The sequence below is a fragment of the Microbacterium sp. NPDC076911 genome (genome assembly GCF_040687125.1).
Classification (GTDB): domain Bacteria; phylum Actinomycetota; class Actinomycetes; order Actinomycetales; family Microbacteriaceae; genus Microbacterium.
In genome coordinates this window covers 1-12,797 of record NZ_JBFBMP010000006.1, presented here as the reverse complement: position 1 = coordinate 12,797, position 12,797 = coordinate 1, and the positions used below count along the sequence as shown (strand labels likewise).

Genomic DNA, 12,797 nt, shown 5'->3' with positions numbered 1-12,797 from the left:
TTATTGCTCAATGACGACCGGGGTGCCGATCGGCAACTCTGCGAGCGTATCTATCGCATCTGCATCCAGTCGAATGCACCCGTTCGAGATAGCACCCGAGCGCTGGTCATGGTAGTGGAATGCGGTGATTGCGACGTCCGCTCCCCCGAAACCATCGAGCGTTGGCGATTGCACGGCGAGATATACGATCGGATGTCCGCGCGTGTACCAGAACTCCTCGACCACACGAGTGGTCATGATGAAGGTGCGCCCGAGCGGGGTAGGCGTTGCGTCCGTGCCCCAAGCAAAGTCGTTGGCGATACGCTGCGCTTCGCCGTCTGTCACGATGTCGAGGGTGCGCTCTGAGATATCGACCTTGACCACGGTATCGTTCGGCGCGAGTTCAACGTCTTGCACGCGCAACCATCCGCTCACCTGTGCCGGATCCCCCGTCGACGGAATGGCCTGCCGACCAGTGAGCAGTACCTTCACCCAATTGGTCTGGCGTTCGATTACCGGAAGCAAGGTGCCGTCATAGGGGAACTCGCGCGGTACGTACGCAACGGGCTCTCCCTCAGGGTCGGCGAAGACGGGCGCGCCGACTCCGAGAGCAAGGGCGGTTTCTCCCACGAAGGATGCCGCTGGCTCGTCATCTACCGGCAGTTTCTCAAGCACCGAGAACACGCTCACCTGCTCTAGCGTCGTCACGTCGTACGTCGCTGTATTTGCCGGGAACCCGGTGGGAGTCGGGGTGGGCGTCGGCGTAGGGGTGGCTGTGGGCATCGCTGTCGCCGTGGGCGTGGCGATGGGCGTGGAGGCTGCCGTTTCGGCGGGGCGTAGCATCCACATCGAAAAGACCACTACCGCGATGGCCGCCAGGGCACCGGCTGCGGCGATCCAAGGCCAGCGGCGCGGGGCCGCAGTCATCTCGTCAGGGGTCGTCACTCCTCCATCGTCGGGGGCGCGGCCGCGTGCCGCAACACAGACCCGCGCTGCTCAGCGCATTGGCAGGTGACATGGGGTTTGTACGATCTGCAGCGCGAACCGTTCAGACTGCGGACGTGCGAAGGATCGATGTCATCTTCTTGCCGCGTGCAACTTCGTCGACGAGCTTGTCCATATAGCGAATCTTTTGCATTAGCGGGTCTTCAATGTCTTCGACACGGTAGCCACAGATCACACCCGTGATGAGTGACGCATCGGGATTGAAAGCTGGCGACTCGGCGAAGAAGGTCTCGAGGTCGACCTCATCTGCGACTGCCTTGGCGAGGCTCTCTTCATCGTGACCGGTGAGCCACTCGATCACCGTATCGACGTCTTCTTTGGTTTTGCCTTTGCGCTCAACCTTCTGCACATAGAGCACGTAGATGCTCGCGAAAGTCATTCGAAGGATGCGATCGCTTGGCATGAAGGGCTCCTGCTGACGAATGGACTGACCGTGTTCACGATATCGCGTGAACTCAGCTGCGATATGATGACTCCATCAATTCGCAATTCTCTAGAGGCCGGAGTCACCCAGTGTTCGACAACGATCAGCGCCCGCTCTACGAGATCAAAGCAAACCTCTTCAAGGGGCTCGCGCATCCGTATCGCATTCGCGTGCTCGAGATTCTCTCGAGTGCCGATGAAGCATCCGTCTCAGAGATGCTCATGCAAACCGGGCTTGAAGCCTCCCATCTTTCGCAGCATCTGTCGGTACTGCGACGCTACGGGCTGGTTGTCTCGGAGCGCCGAGCGAGTGTGGTGTATTACCGCCTGGCATACCCGCAGGTTGCAGATCTGCTGATGGTTGCTCGGCAGTTGCTCGACCAGTTGCTGCACGCGTCTGCCGACCAAAGAGCGATCGCAAACTCACTTCCTGCAATCTCCGCCGCCCGATGAGCGCTCCCTCACGGTCGCTGCGCACCCTGTTGCCCAACCGCGACGACTATCGCGGGTTGCGCCGAAGCTGGCGAGGTGACGTCGCCGCGGGCATCACCGTCGGCATCGTCGCTCTGCCCTTGGCCCTCGCTTTTGGCGTCAGTTCGGGTGTCGGTGCCGAAGCTGGACTTATCACCGCGATCGTTGCGGGCATCGTCGCGGCGGTGTTCGGCGGATCAAACGTGCAGGTCTCTGGCCCGACGGGGGCGATGGTCGTCGTGCTGGCGCCCATCGTGGTTCTGCACGGTGTCGAGGCCGTTGTAATCGTCAGCATTCTGGCTGGGTGCATAGTTCTGGTCGCCGGAGCGTTGCGGCTCGGGCGAACCGTGAGCTACATCCCATGGCCGGTGATCGAGGGCTTTACGGTCGGCATTGGCATCATCATCTTCTTCAGCAGGTTCCCGCCGCCGTAGGAGTCGCCAGTACCGGCCACAGCACGAACGCACTGGTCGCGGCCGTTCAATCCGTGGCGGATGCTGACTGGCCTGCCGCACTGCTGCCTGTCGCTGCGGTGATTGTGGTAGCCCTGATCATGGTGCTGCTGAGCAAGGTGAGCGGCCGCCTACCAGCATCATTCATCGCCATCGTTGTCGTGACACTGGCTGCGGCCATCTTCACGTTGCCGCTCGCGACGATCGGCGAACTGCCGCGCTCTCTGCCAGCGCCAAGCCTGCCGCTGTTCACCGTGGACACCACGCTGAGCCTGATAGGCCCAGCGTTCGCGGTGGCTGCGCTTGCCGCGATCGAGTCACTACTCTCAGCGCGCGTTGCTGCGTCGATGGCCGACACCGGGCCCGTCAACGCCGACCGTGAGCTCGTCGGGCAGGGTCTCGCTTCTATTGCCTCCGGCTTCTTCGGTGGGATGCCTGCGACCGGAGCGATCGCGCGCACAGCGGTCAACGTGCGTTCGGGCGCGCGCACCAGAGTCTCTGCGCTTGTGCATTCGCTCGCGCTACTGACAGTCGTCTACGCGGCAGCATCCGTCGTCGCAACTATTCCGCTGGCCGCGCTTTCTGGGGTTCTCATGGTGACCGCCGCGCGCATGATGTCTCCTCGACTCATCGCGCTGGTGCTGCGCTCCACCAGAGCAGATGCCGTCGTGTTTGTCATCACCGCGGTGATAACGGTGAGCTTCGATCTCATCGTTGCGGTCGGCATCGGCATTGTGGCGGCCGCATTCTTCGCTCTGCGTGCTCTCAGCGAAGCGAGCGACGTGCGCCGAGAGGAACTGCCGAGCCCTGCGCTGCCAGGCGACGAGAGAATCGGGCTGTTCCGAATTGACGGTTCGTTGTTCTTCGGCGCTGCAGAGCGGTTGCTCGATCGCATCAGCGGTCAACAAGGTATTGAGGTGGTGATCCTGCGCTTATCGCAGTTGCAGTTGATCGATGCGACCGGAGCCCGCACCTTGACCGAGCTCGTCACAACCTTGGAACAGCGCGGCGTTACTGTCTTGATCAAGGGCATCAGGACCGAACACCTGCAGGTGCTCGAGCGACTGGGCACGGTGGATTCACTGAGACATCCCAACCATCTATTCACCGAGTTACAACCCGCGATCGACCATGCGAGATCACACGTGGCACGATCTGCTGTGGGCAACGAGCCGCGCGGCCGCCGGTAGGCTCGCAACAGTCCAGAAAGGATCCCTATGCTGCCTGCCGCCATCGTCACCATCACGCTCGCACTCGTTTTCTACACGATCGGGGTGTGGGCTGAGCGCATCCAAAAGGTGCTGAAATGGTGGCACGTCGCGTTCTTCGCTCTCGGGCTCGCTGCCGACACCACCGGCACGCTCATGATGAGCAGCATCGCGAACGAACGCCGCGCCGCGGGCGTTGAGGCAAGCGCTCTAGACACCGTGATGGCGTGGAGCGGCCTGATCGCGATTGCACTGATGGCCTTCCACCTGGTGTGGGCAGTCATCGTCTTGCTACGCGGTCGCGATAAAGAGATTCACACGTTCCACCGGTTCAGCGTTGTCGTGTGGGTGATCTGGCTGATCCCCTATGTTGCTGGTGCCGCTGGTGCCATGATCGGCTGAGACGCCGGTTGTGCTTGCCCTTTCGTGAGGCTAGGCGGTTCGATTCATTCGAGCGGAGCGTAGTGCGGGATGGGCGATGGTTTCTCGTCGTGCACGCGACCTTCTTCGTCTTGTCCCTCGCCGGTGGCCCCGGGTTCCCCCTCGGCTGCGGCCGTGGGCAAACGTTTGCGAAAGCGACGACCCGAGACAGAGTCTGGGGTCAACCTCAGAAAGTTGTGTTTCGCGGTCGGACTCCACGAGAACAACTCCAGCGCACCTGATGCTTCGATCAGCTCATCGGCGTCCATGCGCACGACGTCGCCGCGCATCACAACGCTCCAGTGTCGCCACACGTCTGATCCATCCACTTCGAACGCCACCGCCGGGTTCGAGTGCAACGCCTGCAATTTTCCGCCAGGTGCGGTGCGGATGATGACGCTGCCGTCGTAGACCAAGAAGTTCATTGGAAACACGTCGGGGCGTCCGTCCCCAGCCACGATCGCCAGTCTGCCAAGATCAACCGATTCCAACAGCCGCCAACATTCATCGACTGGAATCTCTTGCACACCGAGGCTCGCGGCGCTGGGTTCGTTGTGCGGCTCGATGAAATAGGGGTTGGGTGCTTCAGTGCGTGGTTGGACTTCCGACGCAGACACTTGTTGTGCACCGTCGCCTTTAGCTGGTACAGAACTGGTCATGATGTGCGGCTCCTTTCCTCGAACGTGATTGCTGTGGACCGTGGTGATGCAGGACTTTCTTGTCGATGACTTCTGGGGCCTCTGGGCGACGCCTTGCGGGATCAGTCGTCGATGACGTCATACCTATCTGGCTCAGGCGCTCGCACAAAGCGACGTCCGCTCAGCGAGGTGGGTGTAATTCGCACCCACCGATACTTGAGGGTGGGAATCCATGGTTTCAGTTCGAGCGCGTCGGCTTCATCCACCTCGTCTTGAGCCTCCACCCGTTCGGCCTCGCCCTTGAGCACGACGCTCGCAGCGACGCCCTCGTCGAACTCGTCCACTTCGAAAGCGACGCGCGGATTCACCGTCAGCTCGAACAGCTTCGTGCCCGGGGCCGTGCGAAACAGAAGCGAGCCCTCATGCACGACGAAGTTGACTGGAAAGATGTCAATCTCATCGTGAACGGCGAGCGCAAGCCGACCCAGTTGCGCGCGACCGAGCAATTCCCAACATGTCTCGGCGCTGAGTTGCTCGACAACGCTCTCGATCGCGGAGTCCACGGCGTCTCCCTTCGACTGCGTACGGCTGATGCCGTGCTACCCCTTACTCAACTCCTCGATCGCCCGAGAGTAAAGGGCCGAAGGTCCCGTGAGCGCGTGAGCATCAGCCCGACTGGTGTTTGCGCTCCGCGCCATATACAGCCGCTTGTGTGCGCCGCTCCATTCCGAGCTTTGCGAGCAGACCGCTGACGTAGTTCTTGACCGTCTTCTCGGCAAGACCCAATCGTTCGCCGATCTCTCGGTTGGTAAGCCCTTCAGCGATCAGCGAGAGCACCTGACTCTCCCGAAGTGAGAGCGCAGGAGCGCTGTTCTCATCGCGGCGTTCGCGGTCGGAGTGGAGCGTGCGTGCCGCACGCATCATGACCTCGGATGCCTGAATCGTGCCTCCGGCCGCGGCGCGGCGAATCGCCTCCACGAGCATGCCACTGCGAATGTCCTTCAACACGTACCCGCTCGCCCCAGCAAGCACGGCAGAACGCAACGCCTCGTCGTCGTCGTACGCGGTGAGGATCAAGCATGCGACCGCAGGATGCGCCGAGCGAATCTCTCGGCACAGATCCACCCCGTTCCCGTCGGGAAGCCGCACGTCGAGCACGGCCACATCGGGCAAGCACGCGTCGACTCTGCGAAGCGCCTCCGCGACGGTACCCGCCTCACCCACCACTTCGAGGTCAGGCTGAGTGTCGACGAGTTGTGCGATACCGCGCCGCACGATTTCATGGTCATCGACGAGAAATACGCGGATCATGATTCGTGGCTCCGGTCGTCTATAGGCACCTTCCACCGCACGTGCGTGCCACCGTCTCGCTCACTGATGATCTCGCATTGCCCACCGCGTAGCAACGCCCGGTCTGCGATATTCGCCAGCCCACTGCGAGCCGCACCCTCTGCAATGCCTCGCCCGTTGTCTTGCACTTCGAGCTGGATCCAGCCGTCAAAAAGAGCGACGCGTACCGAAACCACCGTCGCGTGTGCATGCTTGCCAACGTTGGTGAGCAACTCGCGAAGCACTGCAACGACATCATCGGCGAGCGCCGACGACGTGAGACTGTCTACCGGTCCTGCAAACGACAGGTGAGGCGGCGGCGACCACGTTCCCGTCACGTCCGAAACGACATCGAGCAGGCGATCGCGCAGCTGCTTGACCCCCTTTCGGTCGCCACTGCTCAGCGCGAAGATGATGGTGCGAATGTCTTTGATGGTCGCGTCGAGCACGTCAATCTGCGTTTCGATGGCATCGGATGCGGGCGAATCCACACTCGCTGAAACTGCTTGCAGCGACAGGCCAGCGCCGAAGAGCCGCTGTACGACATGATCATGCAGATCGCGGGCGATGCGGGCGCGGTCGCGGTTGGTCGCGGTGCGGCTGCGTTCCTCTCGGGCACGCACCACCTCAAGCGCGATGCTGGCTTGCGCGGCGAACGTGAAAGCCATCTCGAGGTCGGCCGCGGTGAAGCCGGGACCTCCGGACTTGCGAGACACCACGAGAGCACCCAGCGGCTCATCACCTACGAACAACGGAATAGCAACCGACGGCCCCAAGGCCGTCTGCCACTCAGACATCTCGCCGCTACGTTGCGCGTCGGCGCTCACCGCACGACGAGTATTCAGCGCGTGGGCGGTCAGCGTTCCTTCGGCGGGATACACCCGACCGCGTAGTGCGTCCGCGTTGACGCCGTGCACCGCCGACAGCTCTAGATCGTCGTCGCCGTGCGGAGTAGCGACCGCCACGAGATCGGCTTCGATTGCTGCGGCCACCCTATCGGCGATCACATCCAACACGTTGTCGCCGCTGACATCGAGCATGGCGGTGACGACGTCAGCAATAGCCGCCTGCCAGGCCTCGCGAGTGCGCGCTGCGTCGTAGAGGCGAGCGTTCTCGATTGCGATGCCGGCGGTAGCAGCGAGGGCAACGATCAGTTCTTGGTCGTCTGCGCTGAACGCACCGTTCTTTCCCTCGGTGAGGTAAAGGTTGCCGTAGACCTGATCTCCGACTCTCACGGGCACGCCGAGGAAGGAGTCCATGTCAGGGTGATGGTCGGGCACGCCAGCCGAGCGCGGATCCGATGACAGATGTTCCAAGCGGATCGGCTCGCCAGCGGAAATCACAGCGCCAAGCAGCCCCTTGCCCGTGGGCAGGTGACCCAGCTGCGCGACGACGTGTGCGTTCATGCCGACATGGATGAAGCGCTCGAGTGCGCCGTCTAAGCCGATCACGCCGAGCGCGCCGTACTTCGCGTCAACCAGTCTCATTCCAGCCTCGACAATGCGTCGCAACACGACATCGAGGTCGAGCCGTTCCACTATGGAAGTGCTCGCGCGCAGCAGGTCATGCATGCGGCGCCGGTGCTGCTCAGGCTCAGCCTCGCGCGGCGTCGGCAGGGGCGTATCGCCGCTCTCGAACATTCCGCGTCTCCCGTCGGGCGAAGGTTGTCACGCTATGCCAACTTCGGGTTGCTCTTCGCTACGAAGGAACTACGCAAACCGGAATACGCGACCCCCTCAGCGTATCCTGGGCCACCGATCCCAGCAGTGCGCCCTCGAGCAAGCTGCGGCGATGGGTGCCGATCACCATCAGCGAGCATCGCCTGGCCTCGCTGAGCAGCGCACCGCTGGGTGCACCTTGCACGAGGGCTGCCTCGACAATCAGTTCTGGATGCTGAGCTCGCACCTCGCTGCGAAGGTCATCGAGGATGCGGCGGTGAACGGTCTTCTGCTCCAGCGGCGATGCCAAGTAGGCGAATGCCCCGTCCGTCGTTGGGGACGGCATCTGCCACGCGTGCAGAAGCAACAATGGCAGGCCGAGCCGATCAGCCTCGCCGGCAGCGAATTGCACAGCTCTTGCGGAAGAATCATCGTCGTCAATTCCCACCAGAACCGGGCCGGCAGAATCCGACCAGTCTTCAGGCACTACCACAACCGGGCCCTCGGCCCTCGATGCCAGCCGCAGTGGCGGCCATCCAGCAAGGGCTGCCCGCACTGGGCGTTGGCGGTGTGCACCGATTACGAGAAGTGTGGCGCCTGCTGCAGCATCCAATAGCGCTTGCGGCATCTTTCCAATCACGTGCGACGCGACGATCTCGACTGCCGGTGCGATTGCTTGCGCCTGCTGTACACCTCCGGCGCCCGCGTCGAGAAGCGGATCCTCGGCAGCGACGGCAACCGTGACGATTCTTATCTGCGCTATATGCTTCGCTGCGCGGTGCGCTGCCCATTCGAGAGCATTCACGCTGGGCGCTGTGCCGTCGAATCCAACCACCACGGTGTCCACGAACGACTCCCCTCATCGGCGCAAGCGACGCATTACCGCTCGTAGTCCCGAGATTAAAGAAGGCAGGGGCGATGCCACAGGGCCCAAGGTCCCGTGGCACGAGCACGGCGGCGCCTAAACTGATCAGCCGCGGTAGTCACGTTCGAAGTGCTGACCGGCAGCATCGCCGCCTTGGGCGACACGCTGCGCTTCCCAGCCGCGCAACTCCACGCGACGGATCTTGCCCGAAATGGTCTTGGGCAAGTCTTCGGCAAACTCAAGAATGCGCACGCGCTGCCAGGCGGATAGGCGCTCGTCGCAATGAGCGAAGATGCTCCGCGCCGCCGCTTCATGGTCGTGGCCAGCGTCAGTGAGACGCACGTATGCTTTCGGCACGGCGAGGCGAAGCTCATCGGGGCTTGGTACGACCGCTGCTTCGACGACGAGCGGGTGCTCCATGAGCACCGACTCAACTTCGAACGGTGAGATCTTGTAGTCGGAGGCCTTGAAGACATCGTCGGCTCGGCCCACATAGGTGAGATACCCATCAGCATCCCGAGAAGCGATGTCACCGGTGTGGTACATGCCGTCGCGGCACGCCTCGGCGGTGCGCGCAAGGTCGTTGTGGTATCCGTCCATGAGACCGAGGGTGTGCACGGAAAGATCGAGGCAGATCTCGCCTTCGTCGTCGCGTACCGCGCCAGTGACTGGATCAGCGAGAACGACCGGATACCCGGGCATCGGTTTGCCCATCGAACCGTCTTTGATCGGCTGCCCTGGTGCGTTTCCGATCGCGCAGGTCATCTCGGTTTGTCCGTATCCGTCGCGAATACTGGCGCCCCACGCCGCTCGAACGCGACTGATGACTTCAGGGTTGAGCGGCTCACCGGCGCCTACCAACTCTCTAGGCGGAGTGGCCAGCAGGCTGAGGTCGGCTTGAATCAGCATTCGCCAGACGGTCGGAGGTGCACAGAAAGTCGTCACCTCGTGTGTGTGCATTACGTGCATCAGCTGGGCTGCGTCGAAGCGCTCGTAGGTGAAGACGAACACCGTCGCTTGGGCAAGAAAAGGCGCATAGAAGTTGCTCCACGCGTGCTTGCCCCAGCCAGGCGACGAGATGTTCAAATGGATGTCGCCCGGTTTGACACCCAGCCACCACATGGTGGACAGGTGTCCCACGGGATAAGACACATGAGTGTGGCGCACGAGTTTGGGTTGCGATGTGGTTCCTGATGTGAAGTACAACAACGCGGCGTCACCCGCGGGTGTGGGGCCGTCCGGGGCGAATGCGGGATCAGCCTCATAGGAGTCATCCCAAGGGATCCATCCTTCCGGAGCAACACTTCCTGTTCCGACCCGAATCACGTCCGCGTCAATCGCTTCGGTAATCGGTGCCAGCTTCGACTCGGTGACGATGGCGCGCATGGCGCCGTGCTCCACGCGGTACTCAAGGTCGGCTGCCGAAAGCAATGTCGACGTTGGTACCGACACCGCACCGATCTTGGTGATGGCGAGCATCACCTCCCAGAGCTCGATGGTGTTGCCGAGCATGACGATCACGTGATCGCCACGGCGCACGCCGATCTCGGTCAGCCAGTTAGCCACCTGATCACTGCGGGAAGAGAGGTCAGCATACGACCACGATCGGGTGCTCAGATCGGCCGAAACCAGCGTGACCGCCGCGCGATCAGGGTGCTCGCCGGCGACAACGTCGAACCACTCAAGTGCGAAGTTGAACTCCGTCAGCTGAGGCCAGCGAAAGCCTGACACCGCCGTGTCATAGTCATGCGAGCTCGCGAACAGCGCCTCGCGCTGCTCAAGTATCGCCGTTGTCGCTGCCGTTGCCTGACGGGGCACGAATGTCATTTGGTTCTCCCTAAGCCACGTAACAGCATCGCACGACGTCGCGCTCAGGCGCGGGCGTGAACACTCCTCGCTGCCACGAGAGCGTCAGGACCCGCGCTGGTGTCGGTCATCACCTAGCTCTCGAGTCGCACCTGATCGACTGCGCCCATTGCCGGGCCACGCTCAGCGGACGATCTCGATGCTCGTTGTCTGGGCTGCGTCTTCGAGCGAGCCAAGGTTGGTGAGGTCGGAGAAGCCTGCCTCTTCCATGAGCGCTATGGCTTGGCCTGCTCGGTTGCCACTACGGCAGTAGACGAGATACTCGGCGTCGGGGTCTAGCGTCGGAATGGCCGCCGCGACTTCGCCGCCGTTGAAGTCGAGCAGCTGGGCACCCTCAAGGTGCCCCGCGTCGTACTCCTCTTGAGTGCGCACATCAAGAATGATCGTGTCATCGCTGAGCTCAGGGGTGGCGTCACTCGCCGACGTCGTCGACGTGCAGGCAGCGAGGCCCAGTGTGAGAAAGATGGCAGAGATAGCAAGAGGAATGGAGCGACGCATGAGCGTTCCTTTCAGTAGAGACGGTTGGATCAAAGAACTGTTTTGGTCACACGACGGCGAGCGTCGCGACCAGCTGCGGAACTTCTTGGACGAGGATGAAAACCCCCATCGCGAGGACGAAGATCCCAAATCCTCGTCGAAGCGCACGCTCGGGAATCTTGCCCGCGAGTGCGACACCGACGAACGAGCCGGCCACCGCTGCGGCGGTGAATCCTAAGACGACTGGCCAGTCGAGCTGCACGGAAATCAGATATCCGCCAAGCCCGGCAAACGACTTCATCGCGATGACCAGCAACGACGTGCCAACGGCAACTGCCATCGGAAGCCCACCCAGCAGGGTCAGGGCGGGAACAACCAGAAATCCGCCGCCGGCTCCCACCAGGCCCGTGGCGATACCTACCAGCAACCCATCGATCACGATGCGCACGACGGGCAGGGGGTGCGCAGCGCCAGATTCGCCCGTGGCACGCGGCTTGCGGCCTTTGATCATCGCGATTGCGGTGACGATCATCATCCCGGCAAAGAGGATGAGAAGCACCGCCCCGGGAATGAACCCTCCAAGCAATCCTCCGGCAAATGCACCCGCCATGCCCGCGAGGCCAAAGATGATGCCGGTTCGCCAGACCACCCGGCCTGCTCGGGCGTGAGAGATCACGCGTACCGCGCTCGTTGTTCCGACGATGAACAGCGACGCAGCGATGGCCTCTCTAGGTGGCATGCCCAGCACATAGGTCAGGATCGGGACGGTAAGAATCGACCCACCGCCGCCGAGCAGGCCGAGCGAGACTCCCACCAGCACGGCGAGAAGCAGCGCAATTACTACTAGCGACTCCATCAGCGACGGCAACCAGACACGCTATGCAGCAACAGGGGTATTGCCCGGCACTGCGAGCCAGCCAAGATAGCTACCCTCGAGCTCCACCACGTCATAGCCGTCGCGGCGCAGTTCGCTCGCAGCAACGCTGTTGCGCACGCCGCTCTGGCAGTAGGTGACGATCGTGCCTTCCGCGGGCAACTCGTCGAGGTGCCACATGAGGCGACCGCCCGATAGCTGTGCGGCGCCTGGCAAGTGCCCCTCGGCATACTCGGTGCGGTTTCGCACGTCGAGCAAGAGCGCAGCATCCACCGAGTCAAGATCCGCTGGATCAACGGTTGCGGGCTTCACGAGCTCAAGTCCGGCAAGTGACAGCACGTAGCCGTCGACGGTGTCAATGCCAACTCGCACGAAGTGGTCGCGCATCTGCTCAGCCTGTTCGCGGGAATCAGCGAGCAATACGAGCGGGCGCTGCTCGTGCTCTGGGTCATACACCCAGGCACCGTAGCTTGCTGCTTTTGCTACGCCCGGCACGTTCAGTGAACGCTCAACGGTGCCCTCGTGTACGGCGCTGTTGGCTCGCGTGTCGACGAAGATCACGCTGTCAGCGGTGAGCGCAGATGTCAGCTCGTCGACAGAGTATTCACGCAGCTCAGGGACCGTTCCCATAACGGCGGGGCCAAGCCTATTTTGCTTCTTCATCCGCGCAAAGTATGCGTGGGCATCGAGCTGGCCATTGAGCAATTCGTTGACGAACCCCTGCTCGTCATTGTTCTCAAGGTATTTCGCCCACCAAGAGAAGTTGCGTTCGTACCCGACCGTTGACGAAGCGATCGCGCCGAGGGCCTTGCCACACGCCGAACCTGAACCATGTGCAGGCAGCACTTGCACATAGTCCGGCAGGGGCAGGAACTGATCGCGCAGACTGGCGAAGAGGTCTTTCGCTCCCCCGAAGCGCGTGTCGACAAAACCCGCGGCTTCGTCAAGAAGGTCGGGGCGACCAAGGTCGCCGACGAAAACGAAGTCTCCGGTGAGCATGAAGCCCGGAGCAGTCGCCTGCGCACCGTCGGTCACAAGGGTCTGCTGAAGGTTTGGTTGACTCCTGTCCGCTTCCCGCGAGGGTGGCGAGATCGGAATAATTGATCATGATGAGGTATTCGGAAGAGTTCAA

General features: G+C 62.1%; 12 protein-coding genes and 2 pseudogenes. 3 read left to right on the top strand and 11 right to left on the bottom strand.

Annotated elements, in window-relative coordinates:
* Both AB0O81_RS10475 and AB0O81_RS10470 read right to left on the bottom strand, forming a co-directional pair.
* Entirely contained in the window at positions 1-924 is a 924-nt protein-coding gene (locus AB0O81_RS10475) for a L,D-transpeptidase (RefSeq protein WP_363583982.1), read from the bottom strand.
* Between the two features lie 103 nt (positions 925-1,027).
* Positions 1,028-1,387 (bottom strand): DUF2200 domain-containing protein, encoded by a 360-nt coding sequence (locus tag AB0O81_RS10470; RefSeq protein ID WP_363583980.1) that lies wholly within the window; start codon positions 1,385-1,387, stop codon positions 1,028-1,030.
* Positions 1,388-1,497: 110 nt separating this feature from the next.
* Between AB0O81_RS10470 and AB0O81_RS10465 the strand changes: the two genes are divergently transcribed.
* The 3 genes and pseudogenes from AB0O81_RS10465 to AB0O81_RS10455 all read left to right on the top strand — a co-directional run bounded on the left by AB0O81_RS10465 (position 1,498) and on the right by AB0O81_RS10455 (position 3,940).
* Positions 1,498-1,860 (top strand): metalloregulator ArsR/SmtB family transcription factor, encoded by a 363-nt coding sequence (locus AB0O81_RS10465; RefSeq protein ID WP_363583977.1) that lies wholly within the window; start codon positions 1,498-1,500, stop codon positions 1,858-1,860.
* A pseudogene (locus AB0O81_RS10460) lies at positions 1,857-3,520 on the top strand (SulP family inorganic anion transporter). Before AB0O81_RS10465 ends, AB0O81_RS10460 begins: the two are co-directional and overlap by 4 nt.
* Before the next feature lie 27 nt (positions 3,521-3,547).
* Complete coding sequence (locus tag AB0O81_RS10455; protein WP_363583975.1) at positions 3,548-3,940, top strand: HsmA family protein; 393 nt, start codon at positions 3,548-3,550, stop codon at positions 3,938-3,940.
* A gap of 44 nt (positions 3,941-3,984) precedes the next feature.
* Here the strand turns inward: AB0O81_RS10455 and AB0O81_RS10450 are convergent, their stop codons facing one another.
* From AB0O81_RS10450 to AB0O81_RS10410, 9 genes and pseudogenes are all read right to left on the bottom strand, one after another.
* Complete coding sequence (locus AB0O81_RS10450) at positions 3,985-4,617, bottom strand: pyridoxamine 5'-phosphate oxidase family protein (protein WP_363583973.1); 633 nt, start codon at positions 4,615-4,617, stop codon at positions 3,985-3,987.
* A 101-nt stretch (positions 4,618-4,718) separates the two neighbouring features.
* Positions 4,719-5,159, bottom strand: a complete 441-nt coding sequence (locus AB0O81_RS10445; RefSeq protein ID WP_363583971.1) for a pyridoxamine 5'-phosphate oxidase family protein — start codon at positions 5,157-5,159, stop codon at positions 4,719-4,721.
* Between the two features lie 103 nt (positions 5,160-5,262).
* Positions 5,263-5,907, bottom strand: coding sequence for a response regulator transcription factor (locus tag AB0O81_RS10440; RefSeq protein WP_363583969.1), 645 nt, complete (start codon positions 5,905-5,907; stop codon positions 5,263-5,265).
* Entirely contained in the window at positions 5,904-7,565 is a 1,662-nt protein-coding gene (locus AB0O81_RS10435; RefSeq protein ID WP_363583967.1) for a GAF domain-containing protein, read from the bottom strand. Before AB0O81_RS10435 ends, AB0O81_RS10440 begins: the two co-directional genes overlap by 4 nt.
* Positions 7,566-7,623: 58 nt before the next feature.
* Positions 7,624-8,430 carry a universal stress protein gene (locus AB0O81_RS10430; RefSeq protein ID WP_363583965.1) on the bottom strand — a complete coding sequence of 269 codons (807 nt, stop codon included), beginning with the start codon at positions 8,428-8,430 and terminating at the stop codon, positions 7,624-7,626.
* 123 nt (positions 8,431-8,553) lie between these two features.
* Entirely contained in the window at positions 8,554-10,275 is a 1,722-nt protein-coding gene (locus AB0O81_RS10425; protein ID WP_363583964.1) for an AMP-binding protein, read from the bottom strand.
* A 162-nt stretch (positions 10,276-10,437) separates the two neighbouring features.
* Complete coding sequence (locus AB0O81_RS10420) at positions 10,438-10,812, bottom strand: rhodanese-like domain-containing protein (RefSeq protein ID WP_363583962.1); 375 nt, start codon at positions 10,810-10,812, stop codon at positions 10,438-10,440.
* 46 nt (positions 10,813-10,858) lie between these two features.
* Positions 10,859-11,647: a sulfite exporter TauE/SafE family protein gene (locus tag AB0O81_RS10415; RefSeq protein WP_363583960.1), complete on the bottom strand. Its 789-nt coding sequence runs from the start codon at positions 11,645-11,647 to the stop codon at positions 10,859-10,861.
* Between the two features lie 21 nt (positions 11,648-11,668).
* Positions 11,669-12,703: pseudogene (locus AB0O81_RS10410) on the bottom strand (rhodanese-like domain-containing protein); the annotation flags it as partial.
* Between the last annotated feature and the right edge of the window lie 94 nt (positions 12,704-12,797).

Excerpts from the sequence above, each read along its gene's own strand:
- AB0O81_RS10420 (WP_363583962.1), bottom strand. The coding sequence starts at position 10,812 with ATGCGTCGCTCCATTCCTCTTGCTATCTCTGCCATCTTTCTCACACTG.
- AB0O81_RS10450 (WP_363583973.1), bottom strand. The coding sequence starts at position 4,617 with ATGACCAGTTCTGTACCAGCTAAAGGCGACGGTGCACAACAAGTGTCT.
- AB0O81_RS10435 (WP_363583967.1), bottom strand. The coding sequence starts at position 7,565 with ATGTTCGAGAGCGGCGATACGCCCCTGCCGACGCCGCGCGAGGCTGAG.
- AB0O81_RS10470 (WP_363583980.1), bottom strand. The coding sequence starts at position 1,387 with ATGCCAAGCGATCGCATCCTTCGAATGACTTTCGCGAGCATCTACGTG.
- AB0O81_RS10415 (WP_363583960.1), bottom strand. The coding sequence starts at position 11,647 with ATGGAGTCGCTAGTAGTAATTGCGCTGCTTCTCGCCGTGCTGGTGGGA.
- AB0O81_RS10440 (WP_363583969.1), bottom strand. The coding sequence starts at position 5,907 with ATGATCCGCGTATTTCTCGTCGATGACCATGAAATCGTGCGGCGCGGT.
- AB0O81_RS10425 (WP_363583964.1), bottom strand. The coding sequence starts at position 10,275 with ATGACATTCGTGCCCCGTCAGGCAACGGCAGCGACAACGGCGATACTT.
- AB0O81_RS10455 (WP_363583975.1), top strand. The coding sequence starts at position 3,548 with ATGCTGCCTGCCGCCATCGTCACCATCACGCTCGCACTCGTTTTCTAC.